Consider the following 22,601-nt stretch of genomic DNA (forward strand, 5'->3'; position numbering starts at 1 on the left):
AAGAACACCGCTGAATTGAAACACCAGCGGTGTTCTTCGCCTGTCCGGAAAAAGAAATTCTGGCGAAGCCCTGCTTTGCCAGGGGGACCTTGGGCAGAGTATAATAAGGAAAAAGAGGAGAAGGAGTGACACCATGGAGAAGGAAGAAAAAGTCCGGGGACTGGAGATGAAGATCATCGCCCGGATCCATACGGCCCTGCCCACCAAGTTCGGCGTGCCCCGCCAGAGCGGCCTGGTGGATGAGTTTGAAGCCACAGTGGTCTTTGAGCCGGAATACCGCAATGCCGATGCCGTAAGGGGGCTAGAGGAATACTCCCACATCTGGCTCATCTGGCAGTTTTCCGAAGCGGTGAAGGACACCTGGTCTCCCACGGTGCGGCCGCCTCGCCTGGGCGGAAACACCCGCATGGGCGTCTTCGCCACTCGTTCCCCCTTTCGGCCCAACGCCCTGGGCCTTTCCTCGGTGAAGCTGACCCGGATCACGATGGATCCCCAGCTGGGGCCGGTGCTCCATGTGCGGGGAGCGGACATGATGGACAACACCCCCGTCTTTGACATCAAGCCGTACCTGGCCTATGGGGACAGCCATCCCGAGGCCACGGGAGGGTTCACGGACCATGTGGCGGAGCGGAGGCTCTTAGTGGTGATCCCCCCGGATCTTCTGGAGGCCATTCCCCAAGACCAGCGGGAGACCCTTCGGGGACTCCTCGCCCACGACCCCCGGCCTTCCTATCAGAATGATCCCCAGCGGGTCTATGGCATGCGCTTTGGCGACTTTGACGTGCGGTTTTTGGTGGCCGAGGGGGTACTCACCGTCTGTGAGGTGACGAAGATCAGCTAAAAAGGGTGGAGGAGCTGGACGATCTCAGGCTCCGGTGGATCCGGGAAGCCCATGCTTTTTCGCAGCTTAAAGGAAAAAAGAGTAAGCTAGAATTCTGTCCCCAGATGAAGACAGCCCTTGAGTGCTGACGGATCTGGGGACTTTTCGCCGGTGGGATACATTCAAGAAAGAATCTTCGCGGCGTGGATCTCCCAGCTACGCTCCAGGGAAGGCGAAAGATTCGCTTCGTTCTTTATATGTTTTTCATGTTTTAGCGATAGGATGAAGGGAAAATGGGTGAGGAGGGATAGCTATGGCCGAAAAAATACTGGTGGTGGATGATGAGGAGAACCTGCTGGATGTGGTGGGGGATTATCTTCGGCTGAATTCTTTTGAGGTGTACACGGCAACCCGGGGGCAGGAAGCCCTTCGGCTCTTTCAGGAGCTGGAACCGGATCTGGTGATTTTGGATCTTAATTTGCCGGATCTCTCCGGGGAGGAGATCTGCACGGCCATCCGCCGCACTTCCGATGTACCCATCATGATGCTGTCAGCCAAGTCCGCAGAAGAGGACAAGGTGACGGGGCTTTATCTGGGGGCCGATGACTATATGACGAAGCCCTTCAGCCCCCGGGAACTGGTGGGTCGGGTCAACGCCATCCTTCGCCGTACCCGGAACAAGGGAAGTCTCTCCGAAATCTATGCCTATGGTGATGGGGATCTGATCCTCGACAATCAGCTTCGCACCGTGAAGAAAAGAGGAGAAGAGGTGAGCCTCACCCCTAATGAGTACCGAATTCTTCAGGTGCTGATGCAGTACCCGGAGCAGGTTTTTTCCCGGGGGCGACTCATCCATCTGGCGCTGGGCTATGATTTTGAAGGCTATGACCGGACGGTGGATTCCCACATCAAGAATCTGCGGCAGAAAATCGAGGATGATCTCAAGGAACCCCGCTACATTCTTACCGTGTATGGGGTGGGCTACAAGTTTTCCGGAGGTTCCCGATGATTCCCATTACGAAGCACCTGGGACGGTATTTTTCCCTGATTTCCCTGATTTCCGTGCTGATCATCACGATTTTGTCCAATGTGGGCATGAATATCTTTTTTACTCGATATCTGCAAAACGCCCAGCGTTCCCAGGACCAGACCATTGTCAGCTATGTGGAGGATCTGGCGGAGCAGGAAGGATTCACCCCGCTGACCCTCATGGGGATTGAACACTATGCCTTTACCATGTCTGCCGAGGTCATCCTGGAGGACCCATCGGGGAAGGTGATTTTGGGAACCAGCGATCCCCAGGGCGTGGAAAAGGGGAAGACGTCCCGGGAAGACTATATGGATTCCTCCAAGTACTTGTATCGGATTTATCCCATGGTCATAAAAGGGAGCTCCCAGGGGAGTCTTCTCATCGGTCGTCCCCAGAGCATCTTCGCAGTGAAGGAGGACCGGATGTTCCTCCTGACCATTAACGGGATCTACCTTTTGGCGGCTATGATTTCCCTCAGCATCGGTTTTCTTCTCCGGCATAAGGTATCGGGCAATTTTCTTCGGCCCATCTTCGCGATTCAAGAAAATACCCGAGTGATTGAACAAGGGGCCTATGATGCCGTGAAGCCTGTTTCGAGCCGGACCATTGAGCTCAATGCCCTGTCAGACTCCATTAACACCATGGCTCTTCAGCTGAAGGAGCAGGAACACCTTCGTCGAAGACTAACGGCGGATATGGCCCATGAGCTTCGCACTCCCCTTTCCACCATCAACAGTCACCTGGAAGCCATTATTGATGGGGTCTGGGAAGCCACACCGGAGCGGCTGGCCATCCTCCAGGAAGAAATCGCCCGCCTGACCGGACTCATGAAGGACCTGGGGGATTTAAACTACCTGGAAAGCGGAGAAATCCGGCTCCAAGTCCAGGAAGTGGACCTGACCCTCTTGGTGGGCTCTGTTCTGGAGAATTTTCACCCGATTTTTCATGCCCAGGGAAAGAAACTGGAGGCGGAGCTTCAGGAAGGGCTCATGATCAAAGGGGACAAGGACCGGCTGACGCAAATTCTGGTGAATCTCCTCTCCAACGGGCTGAAATACACCAACTCCGGAGGGCGCGTTCAGGTGATCCTGAAAAGGAGCCCCCAGGGAATCCTCCTGGAAGTGCGGGATGACGGGATTGGGATCAGCACCCAGGATCTGCCCTTCATCTTTGAACGGCTATACCGGGGAGACCGGTCCCGAAGTCGGGAGTCCGGAGGCAAGGGCATTGGCCTCACCATCACCCGGGCCCTGGTGGAAGCCCATGATGGGCGAATCTGGGTCACCAGTGAGGAAGGAAAGGGAACTTCAGTTTTTGTGGAACTGCCCGAAAAATAAGAGTAAAGAAACGGCAAGAATCCGGGACACGACGAGGTGTCCCGGATTCACTTTAGTTCTTCAGGTTAAAGGCGATGCGGATCTGGTCCGGATTGGGAACCATTCCTTCATTCCCTGAGGGGACGAACTCCCATCCCCCGGTGAGTTTCGTGAGATCCAGGCCTGCACTGACCAAAGGGGCAGCGTTCAGAACGAGGAGCATGTCTTTTTCATTGAGGGACAGATCCTCCGTCCAGATCACTTCATTGCCGTCTCCGAGATTCAGAATGTAGTGCTGACCTTCCGGGTGGTACATGATCAGTTCCGGATCCAGGGCCATGAGGGAGGAAAAAGCCTCTCCGGAGGATTTGGATTCGGTGGCCTTTTCGCTGAGTTCATAGGGGAAGATCAGCCGGTCGGCCTGGGCCATTCCCATGGAGTCTGTGCCCCCGGGTTCAAACAGGAAGATCGAAGGATCCAGCTGGTCCACCTTCAGGCCTGCACTGACCAGGGCTTCCGCCGGGAGTACCAGGGCAAAGTCGGCTTTATTCGCCGAAGCGTTGCTGCTCCATTCAAATTTATAGCCCTCTTCCGGAGTAAAGCCCCAGTGACTGAGCTCTTCATGGTATCCCACCTGTTTCGGATATTTCTCCAAAAGGGTTTGGAAGGCCTTCACCCCGTCCTCCAGGCCGGGAGTTTCGGGGGTGGCAGGGGGCGGCGACGCCTGTTTGGTGCAGGCGGTAAATACAAAGAGGGAGAAAAGGGTGAGCATGAGGATCAGGGGTTTGCGCTTCATAGAAAGTCTCCTTCATGGGATTCAGATTTCTCCCTTATTGTAGAGGGCAATTATGGAGAAATCATGGAGAGACTTTTCCAGATAAAAGAGGACACTTACTCCAAGGGCGTAGATGATCCCTCGGGGAGAATCTCCCCCTCCTTGGGATTTTCCGCGGGAAGTGGATGAAGCTCCTCTTTTGACAGGGAACGACATTCCCCTTCCGGAAGATTGTCCAATAAAATTTTGGCCATGCGCACCCGCTGAAGATCCGTCACCGTATACCCCAAGGCAAAGGCCATGCGGCGGATCTGGCGGTTCAGCCCCTGGGTGAGGATGATGGAGAAGGTGTGGGTCCCCGTGAGAGTAACGGTGCAGGGACGGGTTCGGGTTCCCAGAATGTCCACGCCCTCTGCCATGGCCAGGGCAAAGGATTCTGTCAGCGGACGATCCACCGTCACGGCATACTCCTTTTCCACATGGTGCTCATCGGAAAGGAGGTGATGGGCCCAGTCGCCGTCATTGGTGAGAAGAAGAAGTCCCCGGGAGTCCTTGTCCAGACGGCCCACGGGAAAGACATACTTGGGCAGGGACAAGTTCAAAAGAAGGTTGTCCCGGGCGAAAGGGGACAGGGTGCAGACCACCCCCGGCGGTTTATGGTAAGCCAGATAGATCTTCTCCTGGGGTTGTAGCGGGAGACCATCCAAAAGGAGATCATCTGTTTCCTCCACCCACTGGCCAGGTATGCCGGGGAGACCGTTGATGTTGATGCGCCCCGCTTCCAGAAGCCGGTTGGCTTCCTTGCGGGAACAGTAGCCGTAGTTAGAGAGCAGTTTGTTGATCCGCATGGGGATTCTCCTTTTCATGCCAGCGGAGTATCGTCTCCGCTGGTTCTGGTGCGATGGGGGAATCGGTATTAAAGGGCTGGGGGAGAGCCCCCACGAGGGGGACTGTTCAATCTGACAAAGCAGTGCTACACTGAACTTAAGAACTGATCCCATGGAAAAATTGTCCAGGAGGGGATGAAGATGAAAATCATCGTCAAGGATGTCCTGTTCGGTTTGCTGATCATTATTCTGATCACTGCGGCGGAATTCATTGTGACGTTGCCCTTTGACGTGAGTCCGGATCTCAGTAACGCGGAGCTCGTTCCGTTACTGAACCGGGAGTTTCTTCTGACGGCGGTTCCCGCCGGCATCATCACCTATTTCTTTGCCGAATTCGTGAAAACCACCACGAAAGGCGAGGCAATTCGGCGAAGCCTCCTGTGGACGGCAATGGTGGTGTTAAACTACTTGGCCATGGCCCTGGGGAATGACCGATTGGGCGTCATCTTCGGCGCCTGGGGGCTCTATGTCCTCTTTCTTTTCACCCTCCTGGGACCGCTGATTTTTGCCCGGGTGATGAAACTGCTCTGATTGTTGAAAGCCCTGTTGGAAGACGGGGCTTTTTAATGGCAAAAACCATGGAAAGGAACGATGAATTTGAATCTGCTGTCTTCCCCCCGGGAGCTCATCCGGGAACGTAAATCCACAAGAACCTATAGCCCCCGTCCGCTGGAACCGGAAAAGAAGGAGCTCCTGGAGCGCTTTCTAGAGGAGCAAACCGTCAGGAGCGGCCTTCGCGGCCGGTTTGTGCTCCTGGACACCCTGGGGGAGGGGAAACAGAAAATGGGCACCTATGGCTTCATCACCGGGGCCACCACCTACGTGGCGGGCATCCTTCACCAGGAGGAGACCGATGCGGTGCGCTTTGGCGAAGTCTTTGAGACCATCATTCTCTATGCCACCTCCCTGGGACTCCAGACCTGCTGGCTGGGAGGAACCTTTCAGCGGGAGGCCTTTGCCCGGTCCCTGAAGCTGGAAGAAGGGGAAAGGCTTCCCATCATCTCCCCTGTGGGCTACGGCCAGGAGAGTCCCCGCCTGGGTGAAACGATCCTTCGAAGCGCCATCGGCGCCAACGGTCGAAAATCCTGGGACAAGCTCTTCTTCCATGAAAGCGAAGAGGTTTCCCTGACCAAGGGGGAGGCCGGCGCCTATGCCGAAGTCCTGGAAATGGTCCGCCTTTGTCCTTCCGCGTCCAATAAGCAGCCCTGGCGCGTCGTCATGGACCATGACTGTTTCCGCTTCTATCTTGCCCGGACCCCTGGCTATGGCGTCACGGGTTTTGATCTGCAGAAAAACGACCTGGGCATCGCCAAATGCCATTTTGAACTGGCTGCCCGGGATCTGGGGCTCAAGGGAGAATGGCTGGTGGAGGCACAGGCTCCCTCAGGACCAGGCGAGTATCTCTTCACCTGGCGGATGAACGCCTAGCAAAGAGACCGCTTCTGGAAAGATCGCCTTCTTCAAGACCTCTTCATTGAGGGAGTATACTTAAGGATGAACCCCTCCGAAGAAAGGTGAAGCATGGCTGCGCCTTTATCGGAGGGGTATTATTTTTGTCAGTAACGCTGAAAGAGGGACTGGAGGAGGGGGTAGCTTTCTTTCAGCCGCTCCTTCACCTGGGGCTCATTCCATTCCGTCCAGGTATAGAAGGGAAGAGGCTCCGAAAGGCTAGGGCTGAGGGCCTTGGCGGGAAGGGCAGTGAGCTCTTTACCGGTTTGGGCCAGGACGAGGAGCTGGATCCCCTCGATATTCTTTCGGCTGGCCAGGCCGTCCTTCTGGAAGTCCCCCTGGACCTCCAAGGTGCTGGGATCGGTGAAGCCCAGGAGGAGCCAGGGAAGGCGAATCTCCAGGAAAGCCTGGTCCTCCTTGAAGCAATAATCTGCCAGGGAGTCATAGTCCGGGCTCTCCGGATTGGCGTTGCCTTGGCGGAGGAGTCCCGTCTCATCATCTTTGTAGGGGACTTGGAGCCCCGTGGCGGGAATAGTCAGGGCCTTGTTCAGGGGAAGCATGATGGGACTGAAGATACCGGAGTCAGGCACCGCAGCATCCTCGTCCTCGGGGATCAAGCCCAGGATCTTTCCATACTGGTAGTGGTAAACGTCGCTGTAGCGATCCACCGTCACCCGGGAAATACCATCTCTTTGTACTGTGATCCGAAAATCCGCCCCCAAGGGGAGGGAAAGCCCCAGATCCTTCAGATTTTGGTTGCCCACTCCGGGGAGGTTGTCCAGGAGAATTTCCAGGGTTTCCGGCCAGGGTCTGGCGGGGTTCCCCTGGATCCCCAGATAGAGATACCGCTCGTCATGGTCCACATAGAGGGCTTGGAGGTCCTTCGTCCCGTCTTTTTCCAGAAACAGGGGTTCACCCCAGTCACCTTTTTCCCCGTCCACCCGAATCTTGTGGCGGTCAAAGCTGAGGATGCCGAACTGCTGCTCGTTGGTCTGGGCATTGGACCAGTAGGGACGTCGGTCCGGATTGTCCAGATCCATGGTGTTCCAGGTTCGTTTAAACCATTCGTCCTGCCAGGAGAAGATGAGGCCGCCCATATAGCCATAGTGGACGATGTCCTCATAGAGGCCCGCCACGATTTCTCCCTGTTCCTTTTCGGTCATGAAGCCCTGATTCTTTCCGTGAACATTTTCATGGGTGAGTCCCCGGGAGGAGGGGATGCCGAACTCGGCCACCAGCACCGGGATGCTGTGGGCGTCCCGCAGGTCCTTCAGGTAGCCGGCATAGCTGTTCTTTTCGCCTCGCCAGTCGAGAAACTCCGTATACTTCGGGTCATAGTTCTGAAAATCAGGATAATAGGGATAAATATGGTAGGAGGCAAAATAGCCCGTGGGGGAGTTCTTCAATTTTAGGTGCTGGGGATTCACCGTGACCAGATCTTCCTGGTCAAAGGGCTCGTAGGGGTGGGACAGAAGATCCGTACTCACCCAGTTGGTAAAACTCACGGGTCGGGACCAGCCATAGGTCTTTTTCTCCGTGGTCAGGGTATGCTCCAGCATCTGGGCCAGCCACACCTCAAAGGGTGAAGCCCCTTCGGTGTAGACATGGTCTCCGGAAAAGGCCGTCTGGTCCGGGTGGGTCCTATTCACCGAATCCACCATATCCGGCAGCCACTCGATGCCCAGGATCCAGCCCAGGACATAGGGGGAAACATCGGCGGTGTAGGTTCCGGAGGCGTGGCCGGGCCGCGTGGGGATGACGGCATTTCCGTGGATGACATCCACCATGGCGGAAATGTCCCCTTTGAAGGCTTCCGTGGACTCTTCCGGGTAGACGTCCAGATTTTCTGTCAGGGGGCCTTCATCGATCCAGACCCCCTGGAAGAGGTAGATCTTCTTTTTGTGGGTGGTGTTGTAGTGGAGAAGGGCCTCATAGAAGGCCGGAGGATGGAGGGTGTAAGTCCGGATGGTGTTGGCGTTCATGGCGCCGATCATCTCCAGCCAGCGGCTGTATTCTCCGGCGGAAATTCCTGCCTCTCCCGGCCAGGTGCCCGGACGGGTCATGCCCAGATTGACACCCTTGACCAGAAGATCGTTCCAGCGCCCGTCCTCCAGCACCTGGAAACGGTCCCCCACGACCCGGGAGGAGAAGAAAAAATTTTCCTGAGAAGCAACCTCAGGGGGATAGGTCCGGCAGGTGGCCGGAAGAAGGAGGGCCAGGAGAACCAGACTCCAGGCCAGGATTCGTTTTATCGTCATTGCTGCCTCGCTTTATCCCCTGTTCCCAGGGGTTATTGTCATTTTACTCATTTTACTCTATCATAGAGGGGAATGTTTTTAAACTTCAATATGGAAGAATTATTTAAAAATAGCAGGATGGTATTTTATGCTGATTGAACTGATTCTTGTGGGCGTGGCCGGGATGGCCCTGGTGAACGGTCTTTTGTTTACTTTAGTCCTCCTGAATAAACTTCAAAAAAAGAAACGAAAAAAACACGCCGATGAGATCCGGGCTGCCTTTGCCATAAAGGTGGCGGATCATGTGGCGGGCGTCCATGGAGAGATTCCTTTGCCGGCGGGGAAAAAGGAAACGGAGATCCTGAAGGATGTCCTCCTGGAGGCCTTTGACCGGGCTGAACCCAAGGACCGGGAAAAGCTCCTGAACATGGCCCGGGTGTCGGGCATCGTCATGGCGGAACTGAAGGAACTGCAAAGTCACCAGGATTCCCGAAAGGCCATTGCCGCCTATACCTTAGGCGTCATGCGGGCACCGGAGGCCCTGGAAAGTCTTCTGCGGGTGAGAACGGAAAACCGGGAGCTCACCCAGTGTGTGGCGCGAGCCATTATCCTCATCAGCGGTACCCGATACCTCAGTGAAGTGCTGAAAGCCCTGGGGGCCACAGCCCTTCCCCAGAAGGCCATGGCCCTGGAACTTTTGTCTCTCATCGAAGAGGATCTTTATCCCAAGATGAGCACCTACCTGAAGGATACGGATGTCTCCAAGCGGATCCTGGCCCTGGAGGCCTTGGGCTCCCGCGCCGATGAGCGGGTATACCCCTTTGTGGTGGAGGAGCTGAACTCCCCGGACAAGGAAGTCCGGCTGGCAGCGCTTAAAGCCCTCATGGGCCTTAAGGGCGCAGCGCGTCCGGAGGTCCGGGAGAAGATCCATATCCTCGGGCAGGACCCAGCCTGGGAAGTCCGGGCCTTCACGGCGAAAGCCCTGGGGGCTTCCCCCGGGGTGGGGTATGGGGCCATTCACCTGCTCCAGAAGATGCTGGAGGATCCCAACTGGATGGTGCGGTTCAACGCCTCAGAAAGTCTCCTGGCCCAGGGGGAAATGGGGGTTGTGGCCCTGGCGGAGACCCTTTTCTCCCCGGACCGGTTCGCCAAGGATCGCGCCTGGGATGTCCTATCCCGGGAACTGACCCTTTATGATCTGAATCAGCGGATCGCAGGGTTTAAAACCAAGGACTATATTCTGGATAAACTGCAGCAATTTGGGCAGGCCCGAAAGGAGATGACCATCCTTGACGCTTAGAACTTTCTTGGAGGACCTGGTCCTCTTCTACAACCATTTTTCCCTTTACTATCTTCTGGTGATCAACGCCGTGAACACCGTTTTGTTTGTGCTGGCCGTCCGGGGAATCCGGCAGTACCGCAAGAAGCGGAAAAACTGGCCTTATCAGAAGATGATCTCCTCCATCCATGTGCCGCCGGTGTCCATCCTGGTGCCCTGCTACAATGAGGAGAAAACCATCGTGGACAATGTGGAGTCCCTCCTCAGCATTGAGTACAGCGAGTTTGAAATTCTGGTGGTCAATGACGGCAGTCAGGACCATTCCCTGAAGAAGCTCATCCTGGCCTTTGACCTGAAAAAGCTGGACAGCCCCTACAAGAAGGAGATACCCACGGCGAAGGTCCGGGGAATCTACCAGTCGGCCTCCCGGCCACGGCTGAAAGTGGTGGACAAGGAGAACGGCGGCAAGGCCGACGCCCTCAATGCGGGGATCAACATCTGCCGATACCCCCTCTTCACCGCCATTGACGCGGACTCCATCCTGGAGAAGAGCTCCCTCATGAAGGTAATCCGGCCCTTCATCGATGAACCCGACAAAGTGGCCGTCACCGGGGGCATCGTCCGGGTGGTCAACGGTTCCAAGATCCACGAGGGATTCATCGAGGAGGTGGGCCTTTCCCGGAAGCCTTTGGCCATCTTCCAGACCATCGAGTACCTTCGGGCCTTCCTCTTCGGCCGCATGGGCTGGAGCGAGTTGGACAGCCTTCTCATCGTCTCCGGGGCCTTCGGGGTTTTCCGAAAGAGCATCGTGCTCCAGGTGGGGGGCTACACCCATGATACCATCGGCGAAGACATGGAGCTGATCTTAAAGATCCATCGCCATCTCCTGGAGGAGAAGAAGGATTACCGCATTGTCTTTGTCCCGGATCCTGTGTGCTGGACCCAGGCACCGGAGGATGTTCGGTCCCTCCGGGGTCAGCGGATCCGCTGGCATCGGGGACTCATGGATTCCCTGCTGAATAACCGCGGCATGCTTTTCCGCCCCAAATATGGCGTCGTGGGTATGCTGGCGCTGCCCTACTACTGGCTCATCGAGATGATCGGCCCCATCATTGAAATCCTGGGTTATGTCTCGGTGCTGGCTTCCTATTTCCTGGGCCTTCTCCATGTGGAGTTTGCCCTGATCTACTTCACCTTTGCCGTGCTTTACGGAATCTTCCTCTCCCTAACCTCGGTGATGCTGGAGGAGTACAACTTCATGAAGTACGAAAAGGTCTCCGACTATCTCCTCATGGCCCTCTATGCCGTCTTGGAGAACTTCGGATACCGCCAGTGGACCACCTGGTGGCGGTTCCGGGCCTTTTTCGGGTACCGGAGACGAAAAAATTCCTGGGGGAAAGTCCAGCGGCAGGTCTTTACGGAAGGGGCCGCGGAGAGTCCCTGATCCGCGAAACCATCCTTTTCTGCAATTCGCCGTTTCTTCGGAAACGGCTTTTTTCATGGGCATTTATCTGTTAGAAAAACGAAAAATCAGGACAGTTTTTTTCTCCTACGGTTCTTTTCCCCTTGCGAAGGCCCGGGGGAGAGGGGTAGAATAAATCCCAACGACAACCGCAAAAGGAGGAGCGTCATGACCACGCTGTTTGAACTTCAAGAGGTCCGCTTTGGCGGGATTTTAAGCTATCCCAACCTGACGGTAAGGGAAGGGGGCTTTACCTTCATCCAGGGCGAAAGTGGAGCGGGTAAGAGCACCTTACTGAAGCTCTTTAACGGAAGCCTTCCCCTGGAATCCGGGAATCTCCGGTATCGGGGAAAAGATCTCCAGGAATGGGATACCATCGCCCTGCGCCGGGAAGTGCTCCTGGTGGGGCAGACCGTGTATCTTTTTGAGGAGACTATTCGGGAGAATTTCCGGGAATACTATGCCTACCGGGATCTTCCGGCTCCCAGCGAGGAGCTCATGACCCGGTTTCTTCGGCTCTGCCAGGCGGATTTCCCTTTGGATACCGCCGCTGCCACCATGTCCGGCGGTGAACGGCAGAGAGTCTACATCGCCATCTGTCTTTCCTTCGGCCCCTCCGTGGTCCTTTTGGATGAACCCACCTCGGCTCTGGACGAAGGCACAGCTCAGCGGCTCATGACCGGACTGAAGGCCCATGGGGAAAAGGAAGGGATCACCTTCATCGTGGTGAGCCATGATCAGGCCCTGACGGAAGCCTTTGCTGATGAACGCATTCTACTGGAAGGGAGGGAACGCTGATGGCTGGTGCTGTGGAAATCAATCTCGTTCAGTTTTCCCTGATCTATGTTCTTCTTCTGGTGGTGCTCTTTCTCATGCGAAAGAGTAAAATTAGCCAAACAAAGCTTCTCCTACTCGCCAGCTTCCGCATGACGGTGCAGCTGGTACTGGCGGGGCTGGTCCTCACCTACATCTTTAAAAATCCCCACCCGGTCTTCACGGTACTGTATCTTCTTTCCATGACCACCTTCGCCACGGCCCGGGTACTGAAGAAAAATCCCGGACTCAATCCGAAGTTCAAACTGGCCATTGCGGCCTCCTTAGCCGGAGCAGGCTCCCTCATTGTCCTCTTTTTCGTGGAGGTGGTGGTGGGCATGAACTTTTTCAATCCCCAGTACACCATCCCCTTAAGCGGTATGATCTTCGGCAATGCCATGACGGGGCTGACGTTAGCGCTGAAGACCTTCACGGATCATCTGAAGTCCCAGCGAAACCGCATCGACACCCTCATCAACCTGGGGGTCACCCCCAGGAAAATCCTCCTGCCCTTTGTGAATCAGGCCCTGGAGACGGCGCTTCTGCCCACCATGAACTCCATGCTGGGCATGGGAATCATTTCCCTCCCGGGGATGATGACGGGTCAGATCCTGTCGGGGACGCTGCCCATGACGGCCATTCTCTACCAGATTGCCATCATGATTGCCATCACCACGGTGGTCTGTCTCACGTCCTTCAGCGCCCTTTATTTTGGGTACCATACGCTTTATAATGAACGGAATCAGATTTTATTTTAAGTCCAATGCATCATCGGAAAGGAGGCTCCCCCATCATGGATGAGGAGCAAAAAATCACCGAATCTTCCAATGCAGAAGCCTGGAAGGATAAGTCCTACGACGCCTGGGTCCTGAAGTACGGCCCGGCTCCGGCGGTGGCTAAAAGGATCCGCCAGAATCCCGCCCGAACCCTGGGCGTTCTCCGGGAGGTCTTGGGGGATCCCCAGGGCCGAAAAATGGCCAATCTCATGGGATCTCATGGCATGAAAGCTGTGGCGGTCGCCTGCCTGGGCGCCCAGGCGACGGTCTTTGACTTTTCCGAGGGAAACCGCCGCTATGCATTGGAACTGGCGGAAGCTGCCGGAGTTTCCCTTCGCTATGTCCTGGCCGATGTGGTGCGCCTTCCTCAGAAAGAGCTCACGGGGGACTACGATGTGGTCCTGGCGGAAATGGGGATTCTCCACTACTTTTCTGATCTTTCCCCCTTCATGGCCACGGTCCGGGAACTTCTTTCCCCCGGGGGGCACTTCATTCTTCGGGATTTCCATCCGGTAACCACGAAGCTGATTTCATCCAAAGGCTCCACGGCGAAGGTGCGAAAGCACAAGGTGGACGGAGACTACTTCGATACTTCTCTAACCCAGACTCCCGTCTCCTTTGCCAAGTACCTCCAGGATGACACGGCAAAACCCGTGCTTCTTAGAAAGTGGACCCTGGGGGAAGTGGTCACGGCGGTGGCCCAGGCAGGGCTCCATGTGGAAATGCTTCTGGAGGAGCCTAATCTTTCCGGTGAGGCCTTTGACAAGGGAATTCCCAAGACCTTCACCCTGGTGGCCCGGAAGCTCTAGAAAAAAAGACTAACAATTCGCCTGGAGATATGGTATACTTGTCAGGCAACTTTCCAGGTAGTGACCAGTCGTGTTGTCCTCACAAAGGAGAATTCTTGGATTTGGTCCTCCAGGAACAAACATCGGACTCGAACAGAGAACGCGTTGAGCTGTTCTCTTTTTTTATCCGTTCCGGGAGTATACCCAAGACCGAGAGTTGACATTAACTGTCATGGACGAAAACGTCATGCCAAAGGAGACACTATTGTTATTTAAAGAACTCAATTTATCCGTTCCGCTGCAGAAAGCCCTGAAGGATGCCGGCTACGAGGCAGCGACGCCCATTCAGGAAGCCGCCATTACCCTCCTTTTGGAGGGCAAGGACCTGCTGGGCTGCGCCCAGACCGGCACCGGAAAGACCGCAGCCTTTGCGCTGCCGATTATTGAAGCGCTGGCCATGAAAACCGGCCAGGGTCCCAAGCGGCCCATCAAGGCGCTGGTCCTGGCTCCTACCAGGGAACTGGCCATCCAGATCGCTGACAGCTTCAAGCTCTACAGCAAATACCTGAAGCTAAAGACCGCTGTGATTTTCGGCGGAGTGTCCCAGAACCCCCAGACAGCAGAACTGGGACAGGGCGTGGACATACTCGTTGCCACTCCGGGCCGCCTTCTGGATCTCATTAACCAGCGGTTTGTTCGTCTGGGCGAAGTGGACCACTTTGTCCTGGATGAGGCGGACATGATGCTGGACATGGGCATGATCCATGATGTGCGCAAAGTGATCACCCATCTGCCGAAGGTACGCCAGACCATGTTCTTCTCCGCCACCATGCCTCCGGAGATCGCCAAGCTTGCCGAGTCCATTCTCGTGAAGCCCGTGAAGGTGGAAATTACCCCCGTGGCTTCCACGGTGGATACCATCCAGCAGTCCATGTACTTCGTGAACAAGAAGAACAAGACGGAGCTTCTGAAGCACCTGCTGAAGAATCTTTCCATTGAAAGCTGTCTCGTCTTTTCCCGCACCAAGCACGGCGCGGACAAGATCGTGAAGGCGCTGGAAAAGGGAGGAATCTCTGCCCAGGCCATCCATGGAAACAAGTCCCAGGGAGCCCGTCAGCTGGCCCTGAAGAACTTCAAGGAAAGAAAAACCCGCATCCTGGTGGCCACGGACATTGCAGCCCGCGGTATCGATGTGGAAGAGCTATCCCACGTCATCATCCATGACCTGCCGGAAGTGCCGGAGACCTATGTTCACCGCATCGGACGTACAGGTCGTGCCGGACTGGGTGGCGTCGCCATTTCCTTCTGCGGTCAGGAGGATCAGAATCTTCTCCGGGACATCGAGAAGCTCATCCAGAAGAAGATCCCCGTGGTTTCCGAGCATCCCTTCCCCATGGTTCCGGAAGCTCTGGAGGACAAACCCGTGTCCAATTCTGCAGCCTTTGGCAACAAACCTTCCCGTCAGGGCGAAGGCAAAAGGACGGAAAACACCCGTCAGCCTAAGTCCCAGGGAAAGAGCTGGGGAAAATCCCCCGCAAAGGGCAGCCGAAAAATCGGTTAACTGAAAATCAGCGAAAATAATTAAGCACCCGCTTAGGGTGCTTTTTCCTTTGTCTGGAGTGATTGTTAAAGACTAGGGCAGGGGAGCTTCATGGTAAGGAATCCGGTAGAGCTCCTGAGCGGCCTCTTTAGCGGAGGCTTCCATTTCTACCAGGGTGTCCTCAAAGGTTTCCGGCGGACCATGCCCCGGGATCACCTGGAGAGGGTTTAGGGACTCTAGGACCTTTCTCAGATTGGAGAGTTCTTCTAAAAACTGCCGGGCAGGTACCCGAAGCAGGGGATTGCCATCGGCATCGCCGAGAAACAGCGTCTTTTCCTCCGGGATATGGACCAGGACCCCATCGGGGGTATGGGGGCCGTTTATCTGGTGAAGGTTGAGGGTGATTCCGCCCAGATCCAGGGTCAGGAGATCCTCAAAGACCAGATCGGCAGGAACAATCTCCAGGGCATCATAGGTGCCATATTCCTCAAGAATCATGGTGGTACAGAAGGGAACATCCAGCCCCCGGCGGAGCCGGTCCGCCACGGCTTCCTCGGTCCAGGACCACAACGCCATGTTCTGGAGATCCTCCTGGGTTTTCCGGCAGGCTATGGTGTAGACTCCTCGGTGCCTTAGCTCGGCTAGACCGTAGGTGTGGTCCCAGTGGCTGTGGGTGAGGACGCAAAGATTGGGCTGAGGTAGCCCTTGGGCTTCCAGAGCCTGAAAAAAGAGCAAAGCATGGGCCGGGCTGTTTCCCGCATCCACCATGACGCGGTGGCGGTCGCCCTGGATATAGCCCAGGGAGGGGCGGTCCGTGGCGGGATCCGGGGGCAATACCCAGATCCGTTCTGTACATTTATTCAGCATCATAACCTCCTAATACAAATTGGGGTTTTCACAAGGAAAAGGAGCCCGAAGGCTCCTTGGCGAGGGGCTAACCTACCAAAAGAGAGCCGGAATCCTAGGGCTATTCCGGGGATTCCGGGGGAGAATCAATGGATGCGATGTCCGGCGCCGAGGGATCCTCGTGGGGTGTTCCGGTACCGGGCTCAGGAGCCTGCCAGTATTCCTCCCGCTTGGGATTCTTGGAAGGATCCTCGTGTTTCTTATCCTTGACGTTCTTCTTGTCGGCCATGGTCTTTCCTCCTTGAAGGGGTGAACTCATTCCCCTTTTGTAGTTTCATTATAGGGGGAGGGACCGGAAAGAGTATGAGCATTATTTGAATATTGCGTTAATCTTATGGCGGTGCGGCTCTTCGGAGTGCTATCATGGGGGTGAAAGAGGTGAGCGTCATGCTGGAACTGGAGGTTCTGGAAAGCTATGCCCAATCCCTGGACCGGTCGCTTTTTCTCGATGAGGAGTATCAGTCCTTTGCTAGCCTCAACCGGCCCCTGCCCATTGGTTATGGCCAGACCATTTCCCAGCCAACGCTGGTGGTGGAAATGACCTATCTGCTTTCCCCGGAACCGGATTCCCGGGTGCTGGAAATCGGTACGGGATCCGGTTATCAAACGGCATTTCTGGCCCATTTCGCCCGCCGGGTCTACACCATGGAACGGGTGGGTCCCCTCCTGCGCCAGGCGAAAAAAAGACTGGCAGCTTTGAAGTTTACGAACATTCTATATCAGGAAGGGGATGGCAGCGGAGGCTGGTCCGAGCACGCTCCCTATGACCGGATCATGGTCACCGCCGCCGCCCGGACCATTCCACCGGAGCTTCTCGAGCAGCTGGCTCCCTTGGGGCGGATGGTCATTCCCGTGGGCCCGCCGGATCTTCAGGAACTGATGCTGGTGACGAAGGATCTTGCGGGAAACGTGAAGAACCAGGTGGTGGAGCTGGTTCGATTTGTGGAGCTTCGGGGAAAGTACGGCTGGATGGAAGAGAAAAAGCGGGAGTAATTTCGGTACATCGCCACAGAATTCAAGATATGGACAAAGAAGCTTGAAGATTGGACGGGATTCTGATCAAACCTCCCCTGGGGATTAATTTCCCAGGAAGTCCATGAAGATCCCCCCATGGGCTTTGGTGTGATGGGGGATGAAGGGAAGATTCGCCATGGGAAAAAGTGGAACATTGGGATGTCTCCTCGTTCTGTCGCTGCTGTTTTCGTCCTGCTCCAACGGCCGGGTGAGCGGAGAGTATCTGGATATTATGGCAAAGCCCACGGAAGAGCGGTATGCCCCCACAGAAATCCGGGACTACAAGGGAGTCCGACTGGATGCCTCCATCGGTCCCCGGGACAACTCCATCTCCGGGATTCCCCGGATGGATCCGAAAACCTATCGGCTGGCGATCACGGGCCTCGTGGAAAACCCCTTGCAGCTCACCTATGACGAGGTGTTGGCTTTCCCGGCGGAGGAACGGCTCATTACCCTCTACTGCGTGGAAGGGTGGCAAGCCACCATTCTCTGGAAAGGAGTGAAACTTCGGGATCTTCTTCAGGAAGCATCCCCGACAGCTGCGGGAAAAGTGGCGATATTTCGCTGTCTTGACGGCTACACCACGTCGCTGCCCCTGACAGAAATCGAGGCCAAGGATATGCTGCTGGCCTATACATCCAACGGGATCCCCCTGCCCGAACCCTTAGGGTACCCTTTCATCGTGGTGGCCCAGGACAAGCTGGGCTACAAATGGGCCCGGTGGGTGGAAACCATCGAAATCAGCGACAACCCGGACTATGAGGGAACCTGGGAGAAAAGCGGATACGATAATGAGGCCAATGTTCCCTAAGAAGAGGATGAAGGAGGAGTAAGTGCCATGAACAAGTATGCTGTGGCGCCGGAGGCGCTTCGGAAGGTTTGCGATCCCCATAAGGAACTGCATTTTTGCCATACCACAGAGGATGCCCCCGCCTTTGAAGGGGTCATTGGCCAGGATCGAGCGGTGCGGTCCATGAATTTTGGACTGCAGATGAAGGTGCCGGGGTACAATATCTTTGTGGTGGGTCCCCACGGCACCGGGAAAACCACCTATGCCGAAGCCGTGGTGGCCGCCGTGGCCCAAAAGGGAACCCCGCCTCTGGACTGGTGCTATCTCTATAATTTTGCCGACAAGGACCGGCCCAGGATTCTATCGCTGCCGGCGGGAAAAGGACGGGATTTCCAAAAGGAGATGAGTAACTTTTCCGCGGACCTTCCCCGGATCATCGCCCAGGCCTTCGAGAACAGCCAGTACGAGAAAGAACGGGATGACATTATCCACCGTCTCCAAGAGAAACTGGATGCCCTATCCGGGCACCTGAAAACCGAAGCCCAGCGGGCCGGCTTCATCATGAAGCCCATTCCGCCCCGGTTCGTGTTCTTCCCTGTGAAAGACGGCGCACAGCTTCCCCAGGAGGAGTATGAAAAGCTCACGGAGGAGGAGAAGCGGGAGCTGGATGAAAAGGGAAGACGGCTCACCAAGCTTTTGGATGAGAGCATGAAGGAGAGTCAGCACCTGGAGGAGGCGGGGAAAGAAGAAATGCAGAAGCTGGAAAGCCAGATTGTCCAGGCCGCCCTTCTGCCGCCCATGGAGAGACTGAGAAGCCGCTACAAGGAGGAGCCGGGAATCCTTGAGCATCTGGAGGAAGTGCTGAAGGATGTGACCAGCCACTACAAGAACTTCTTGCCCAAACCCCCGCAGCCCAATGCACCAGCCTCTCCCTTCGAGGAGGAGGCACCGGATCCGGCCATGAAGTATCAGGTGAATCTCTTTGTCCACAATGGAAGCTGCCCGGGAAGCCCCGTGGTGGTGGAGTCCAATCCCACCTATTATAACCTCTTTGGCAAGCTGGAATACAAGAGCCATTTCCTCACCATGAGTACAGACTTTACTATGATCCGTCCCGGTGCTCTTCATAAGGCCAACGGAGGATTTCTCATCCTCCAGGCCCGGGATCTTCTTCGGGATGTCTATGCCTGGGAGACGCTAAAAAAAGCGCTGAAGTACCGAAAAGCCGTGGTGGAGAACATCGGAGAGGAGTACCGGCTGGTTCCTTCCGGAACCCTTCGGCCCGAACCCATGCCGTTGGACCTGAAGGTGATTCTCGTGGCGGATCCCGAAGTATACAGCTTCCTGTTCTCCCTGGATGAAGATATGCAGCGCCTCTTCAAGGTGCGGGTGGACTTTGACGTGGATATGCCCCGGACACCGGAAAATCTCCGGAAGTATGTGGCCTTTGTCAGCGCTCTCTGCAAAAAGGATGGGCTTCTTCCCTTTGAGCGCAGTGCCCTGGCCAGGCTGGTGGAACACGGTTCCCGGCTGGCCGGAGATCAGCGGAAGCTCTCCACCCGGTTCAACAAAGTGGCGGAGCTCATCTATGAGTCCTCTGCCCTGGCAGAAGCTGCCGGAGAAACCCTGGTCCGAGGAAAGCAGGTGGAGGATGCCGTGCAGGAGCGAAAGGGCAGGGAGGATATTCTGGAGGAAAGAATCCGGGAGGAAATTCTCCGAAGGACGATCATCATCAACACCGAGGGGGAAGAGGTGGGCCAGATCAACGGCCTCTCGGTGCTAAGTACCGGAGGTTACAGTTTTGGGATGCCCTCCCGGATCACCGCCCGGACCTTTGTGGGCACCGAAGGGATCATCAACATCGAGCGGGAGACCCGCATGAGCGGCAGTATCCATACCAAGGGTGTCCTGACCCTTTCGGGCTATCTGGGTGGAAAATTTGCCCAGAAGAGCCCCTTGGGCCTCACGGCCCAGATCACCTTTGAACAGTCCTATGGCGGGGTGGAAGGGGACAGCGCATCCAGCGCCGAGCTTTATGCCATCTTGTCCAGTCTCGCAGGGGTCCCCATCAAACAGTCTCTGGCGGTGACGGGCTCCGTGGATCAGCGGGGAGACATTCAGCCCATTGGCGGGGCCACGGAAAAGATCGAAGGATTCTTCGCCATCTGCAAAGCCCGAGGGCTCACCGGGGAGCAGGGGGTGATCATTCCTCACCAGAACGTGGAGAACCTCATGCTAAAGGAAGAGATCCTGGAGGCGGTGCGCCAGGGAAAGTTCACCATCTATGCCGTAAAGCAGATTGAAGAGGGACTGGAGATCCTCACGGGGATCCCCGCGGGGATCCTGGGGCCTGAGGGGACATACCCCCAAGGCACGGTCTTCCAGCGCGTGGCGGATCAGCTGGATCAGTTCAGCGCCGTCCTCACCAACCGAAAACATCCCGAGGAGGAAAGTCATGACGGAAAATGAAGGCGAAGAGATTTGGGATATCTATGACCGGGAGCGAAACCCCACGGGGCGATTTCACCGACGGGGAGAGCCTCTGGCCGAAGGGGACTGCCATTTGGTGGTCCATGTGCTGATTTTCAGCAGCGACCATCGGCTGCTCATCCAGCGGCGCCAGCCCTGGAAGCGGGGGTGGCCGAACCGGTGGGATGTATCCGCTGCCGGCGCTGCCTTGGCGGGAGAAACCAGCCGGCAGGCGGCGGAGCGGGAAATTCGCGAGGAACTGGGGGTACAGCTGGAGCTCTCCTCCCATTGGCCCCGGTTCACGGTGAATTTCCCCCAGGGCTTTGATGATTTCTGGTTCCTGGAGGAGGATATCCCCATGGCGGAGCTTCATCCGCAGCCCTCCGAAGTGGCTGAGGTTCGCTGGGTAAACGAAGAGGAACTGCGAGACCTCGTCCGAAGGAAACAGTTTGTTCCCTTTTATTGGGCCGAGGATTTCTTTCGGCTAAGGTTTCAGCAGGGGGCCATCTCCCGCGAAGAGGGTTAGCCCAAAGATCAGATTTACGATCGAACGCGAATAAAGGAAAGGGCCCCCGAGAAAACCTTGCGGTTTTTCCGGGGGCCCTTTCGGTTCGGTCAGTCTTCGTGGATTTCCACGCCCTTCCAGAACGCGATGTGGTCTTTGATCATCATCGCCTCTTCAGAGGGCTCCGGGTAGTACCAGGCCGCGTCTTCGTTGAGGACTTCGTTGACATCCAGGGTGTAGTAGCTGGCCAGTCCTTTCCAGGGGCAGCGGGTATGGTGATCCGAGGGCAGGAGAAAAGCATGATCCACGTCGGCATCGGGGAAATAGTGATTTCCCTCCACCACGATGGTGTTCTCGCTGCGGGCAATCTCCACGCCATTCCATAGAGCTCGTACCATAATGACACCTCCTTTTTGTCGTCACCGGCAAAAGGGCGAACGAAGAAGGAAGAAAATCAGGCGGATCGCTTCCAAAGTTTGCCGACGGCGTTTCTCTACTTTCATTATACCACTTCAGGCAGAAGTGGTTACAGAATCTTTCGCATAAGCTGACGTCCGCCCACGGAACCCAGGTCCTCAAAGCCCAGCTTTTGGAACATGGCATAACGGCCGGAGTACTGGCGAGCCACGGGAACTTCGGGATTGAGGGTGGAAAGGCCCAGCACCTGGGTAAAGCCTTCCGCCTTGAATCCGTCCAGGGCTTTTTCCAGCATTTTTGTCGCCAGCCCTTTTCCGCGATGGTCGGGGTGCAGGACAAAGCAGATGACTACACCGGTCTTTTTTTCCTGGGCATAGGGGGCTAAATCGGGGAGGAGACGGTCATAGGTTTCCAAGGCATTGGCATTGAGCCAGCCCACGCAGGTTTCACCGGAAAACGCCAGGTAGCCTTTCATTCGGCCTTCTTTGATCGCTTCCACGGATTCGCTGCGGTTCTTCAGCGCGGATCGCTCCATCCATGCTTCGTCGGAACAGGCCACATGGTAGTATCGGCAAAAGCAGGAGGAGAAATAGGGAGCATGGCTGAAATCCAGATGGGCAAGATAATCCGCGAAGGTTTCTCCGTCTTGGGGAGTCAGGGGACGCAGGGTATATTCCATGGACAGCACTCCTTTGGCTTTTTGTTTAAGCATAACACAGGACAGAAAGGGGCTCAATGCAGGTTTGATGGGAGCAAATAGGGAAGGGGGAAGCATCGTTCGGAACTGAAGAATTGGGAGGATTTCCAGGAACTTCCAGGACAGGAACCGGGGATCGGGAAGAAAAAAAGGGGAGTTCTTCAGGGGCTCTCCCTTGACGGCGGAAAGGGAGAAGCTTATACTGAACTTAACATATGAATGATTATTCAATCGTTCAATTGAATGGAGGAAATCCCATGGAAAAGACCCTGAGTACAGCGGAACGCTGCGACTGCAATATCATCCACGAAGATGTCGTCCGAAAAGTCACGGAAAAGATGCCCGGAGAAGAGACTCTCTATGATCTGGCGGAGCTCTTCAAAGTCTTTGGGGACAGCACCCGGGTGAAGATTCTGTGGGCTTTGGATGAGGCGGAGCTTTGTGTCTGCGATCTGGCTACCACCCTCAATATGACCCAGTCCGCCGTCTCCCATCAGCTGCGCATCCTAAAAAATGCCAAGCTAGTACTGAACCGCCGGGAGGGGAAGGTGGTCTATTACCGACTCTCCGATGACCATGTGCGGACGATCTTTGACCAAGGCCTGACCCATATTCGAGAACTGTAGGAGGA

The 22,601-nt window shown here is 55.9% G+C and carries 23 protein-coding genes; 16 read left to right on the forward strand and 7 right to left on the reverse strand.

From position 1 onward, the window contains the following. Positions 1-133: 133 nt before the first annotated feature. The 3 genes from tsaA to KCG48_RS06800 all read left to right on the forward strand — a co-directional run bounded on the left by tsaA (position 134) and on the right by KCG48_RS06800 (position 3,187). The gene (gene tsaA, locus KCG48_RS06790; RefSeq protein ID WP_211800792.1) at positions 134-841 is read left to right on the forward strand and encodes a tRNA (N6-threonylcarbamoyladenosine(37)-N6)-methyltransferase TrmO; all 708 of its coding nucleotides are present in this window, start codon (positions 134-136) and stop codon (positions 839-841) included. Between the two features lie 292 nt (positions 842-1,133). Then, on the forward strand, positions 1,134-1,829 hold the full coding sequence (locus KCG48_RS06795) for a response regulator transcription factor (protein WP_211800794.1): 696 nt from the start codon (positions 1,134-1,136) through the stop codon (positions 1,827-1,829). Next, positions 1,826-3,187, forward strand: coding sequence for a sensor histidine kinase (locus KCG48_RS06800; RefSeq protein ID WP_211800796.1), 1,362 nt, complete (start codon positions 1,826-1,828; stop codon positions 3,185-3,187). Before KCG48_RS06795 ends, KCG48_RS06800 begins: the two co-directional genes overlap by 4 nt. A gap of 52 nt (positions 3,188-3,239) precedes the next feature. Here KCG48_RS06800 and KCG48_RS06805 read toward each other — a convergent pair whose 3' ends face one another. Beyond that, positions 3,240-3,962, reverse strand: a complete 723-nt coding sequence (locus KCG48_RS06805) for a hypothetical protein (protein ID WP_211800798.1) — start codon at positions 3,960-3,962, stop codon at positions 3,240-3,242. Between the two features lie 95 nt (positions 3,963-4,057). After that, entirely contained in the window at positions 4,058-4,789 is a 732-nt protein-coding gene (locus KCG48_RS06810; RefSeq protein ID WP_211800799.1) for a pseudouridine synthase, read from the reverse strand. A gap of 180 nt (positions 4,790-4,969) precedes the next feature. Here KCG48_RS06810 and KCG48_RS06815 point away from each other — a divergent pair, with 180 nt between their 5' ends. Together KCG48_RS06815 and KCG48_RS06820 are read left to right on the forward strand one after the other, a co-directional pair. After that, complete coding sequence (locus KCG48_RS06815; RefSeq protein ID WP_211800800.1) at positions 4,970-5,359, forward strand: hypothetical protein; 390 nt, start codon at positions 4,970-4,972, stop codon at positions 5,357-5,359. 60 nt (positions 5,360-5,419) lie between these two features. Further along, positions 5,420-6,256 carry a nitroreductase family protein gene (locus KCG48_RS06820; protein ID WP_211800801.1) on the forward strand — a complete coding sequence of 279 codons (837 nt, stop codon included), beginning with the start codon at positions 5,420-5,422 and terminating at the stop codon, positions 6,254-6,256. A 128-nt stretch (positions 6,257-6,384) separates the two neighbouring features. On the opposite strand, the gene KCG48_RS06825 is transcribed toward KCG48_RS06820, so the two are convergent. Next, a complete protein-coding gene (locus KCG48_RS06825) occupies positions 6,385-8,535 on the reverse strand; it encodes a family 2 glycosyl transferase (RefSeq protein ID WP_211800802.1) in 2,151 nt (716 codons plus the stop codon). 127 nt (positions 8,536-8,662) lie between these two features. On the opposite strand from KCG48_RS06825, the gene KCG48_RS06830 reads away from it, so the two are divergent. From KCG48_RS06830 to KCG48_RS06855, 6 genes are all read left to right on the forward strand, one after another. Beyond that, positions 8,663-9,814, forward strand: a complete 1,152-nt coding sequence (locus tag KCG48_RS06830) for a HEAT repeat domain-containing protein (protein ID WP_211800803.1) — start codon at positions 8,663-8,665, stop codon at positions 9,812-9,814. After that, on the forward strand, positions 9,804-11,237 hold the full coding sequence (locus KCG48_RS06835; protein WP_211800804.1) for a glycosyltransferase family 2 protein: 1,434 nt from the start codon (positions 9,804-9,806) through the stop codon (positions 11,235-11,237). The genes KCG48_RS06830 and KCG48_RS06835 overlap by 11 nt, the downstream gene beginning before the upstream one ends. Before the next feature lie 186 nt (positions 11,238-11,423). Continuing rightward, on the forward strand, positions 11,424-12,053 hold the full coding sequence (locus KCG48_RS06840; protein WP_211800805.1) for an ABC transporter ATP-binding protein: 630 nt from the start codon (positions 11,424-11,426) through the stop codon (positions 12,051-12,053). Next, a complete protein-coding gene (locus KCG48_RS06845) occupies positions 12,053-12,826 on the forward strand; it encodes an ABC transporter permease (RefSeq protein WP_211800806.1) in 774 nt (257 codons plus the stop codon). The genes KCG48_RS06840 and KCG48_RS06845 overlap by 1 nt, the downstream gene beginning before the upstream one ends. A 35-nt stretch (positions 12,827-12,861) precedes the next feature. Next, positions 12,862-13,653, forward strand: coding sequence for a class I SAM-dependent methyltransferase (locus KCG48_RS06850; RefSeq protein ID WP_211800809.1), 792 nt, complete (start codon positions 12,862-12,864; stop codon positions 13,651-13,653). A gap of 244 nt (positions 13,654-13,897) precedes the next feature. Next, positions 13,898-15,193: a DEAD/DEAH box helicase gene (locus tag KCG48_RS06855; RefSeq protein ID WP_211800810.1), complete on the forward strand. Its 1,296-nt coding sequence runs from the start codon at positions 13,898-13,900 to the stop codon at positions 15,191-15,193. A 72-nt stretch (positions 15,194-15,265) separates the two neighbouring features. Here KCG48_RS06855 and KCG48_RS06860 read toward each other — a convergent pair whose 3' ends face one another. Together KCG48_RS06860 and KCG48_RS06865 are read right to left on the reverse strand one after the other, a co-directional pair. Further along, positions 15,266-16,042 carry an MBL fold metallo-hydrolase gene (locus KCG48_RS06860; RefSeq protein ID WP_211800812.1) on the reverse strand — a complete coding sequence of 259 codons (777 nt, stop codon included), beginning with the start codon at positions 16,040-16,042 and terminating at the stop codon, positions 15,266-15,268. Between the two features lie 97 nt (positions 16,043-16,139). Beyond that, the gene (locus tag KCG48_RS06865) at positions 16,140-16,307 is read right to left on the reverse strand and encodes a hypothetical protein (RefSeq protein ID WP_211800814.1); all 168 of its coding nucleotides are present in this window, start codon (positions 16,305-16,307) and stop codon (positions 16,140-16,142) included. A gap of 134 nt (positions 16,308-16,441) precedes the next feature. Between KCG48_RS06865 and KCG48_RS06870 the strand changes: the two genes are divergently transcribed. The 4 genes from KCG48_RS06870 to KCG48_RS06885 all read left to right on the forward strand — a co-directional run bounded on the left by KCG48_RS06870 (position 16,442) and on the right by KCG48_RS06885 (position 20,877). Continuing rightward, positions 16,442-17,071, forward strand: coding sequence for a protein-L-isoaspartate(D-aspartate) O-methyltransferase (locus KCG48_RS06870; RefSeq protein ID WP_230977040.1), 630 nt, complete (start codon positions 16,442-16,444; stop codon positions 17,069-17,071). A gap of 157 nt (positions 17,072-17,228) precedes the next feature. Continuing rightward, positions 17,229-17,903: a molybdopterin-dependent oxidoreductase gene (locus KCG48_RS06875; RefSeq protein WP_211800815.1), complete on the forward strand. Its 675-nt coding sequence runs from the start codon at positions 17,229-17,231 to the stop codon at positions 17,901-17,903. Positions 17,904-17,930: 27 nt separating this feature from the next. Further along, on the forward strand, positions 17,931-20,351 hold the full coding sequence (locus KCG48_RS06880) for a Lon protease family protein (protein WP_211800816.1): 2,421 nt from the start codon (positions 17,931-17,933) through the stop codon (positions 20,349-20,351). Further along, positions 20,338-20,877 carry an NUDIX hydrolase gene (locus KCG48_RS06885; protein WP_211800820.1) on the forward strand — a complete coding sequence of 180 codons (540 nt, stop codon included), beginning with the start codon at positions 20,338-20,340 and terminating at the stop codon, positions 20,875-20,877. Before KCG48_RS06880 ends, KCG48_RS06885 begins: the two co-directional genes overlap by 14 nt. A gap of 89 nt (positions 20,878-20,966) precedes the next feature. On the opposite strand, the gene KCG48_RS06890 is transcribed toward KCG48_RS06885, so the two are convergent. Both KCG48_RS06890 and KCG48_RS06895 read right to left on the reverse strand, forming a co-directional pair. Then, positions 20,967-21,254, reverse strand: a complete 288-nt coding sequence (locus tag KCG48_RS06890) for a DUF427 domain-containing protein (RefSeq protein WP_211800821.1) — start codon at positions 21,252-21,254, stop codon at positions 20,967-20,969. A 128-nt stretch (positions 21,255-21,382) separates the two neighbouring features. Beyond that, a complete protein-coding gene (locus KCG48_RS06895; RefSeq protein WP_211800823.1) occupies positions 21,383-21,952 on the reverse strand; it encodes a GNAT family N-acetyltransferase in 570 nt (189 codons plus the stop codon). Positions 21,953-22,227: 275 nt separating this feature from the next. Between KCG48_RS06895 and KCG48_RS06900 the strand changes: the two genes are divergently transcribed. Next, positions 22,228-22,596, forward strand: a complete 369-nt coding sequence (locus KCG48_RS06900; protein WP_211800824.1) for an ArsR/SmtB family transcription factor — start codon at positions 22,228-22,230, stop codon at positions 22,594-22,596. Positions 22,597-22,601 lie beyond the last annotated feature (5 nt).

This window comes from Proteiniclasticum sediminis (genome assembly GCF_018128025.1).
Taxonomy (GTDB): domain Bacteria; phylum Bacillota; class Clostridia; order Clostridiales; family Clostridiaceae; genus Proteiniclasticum; species Proteiniclasticum sediminis.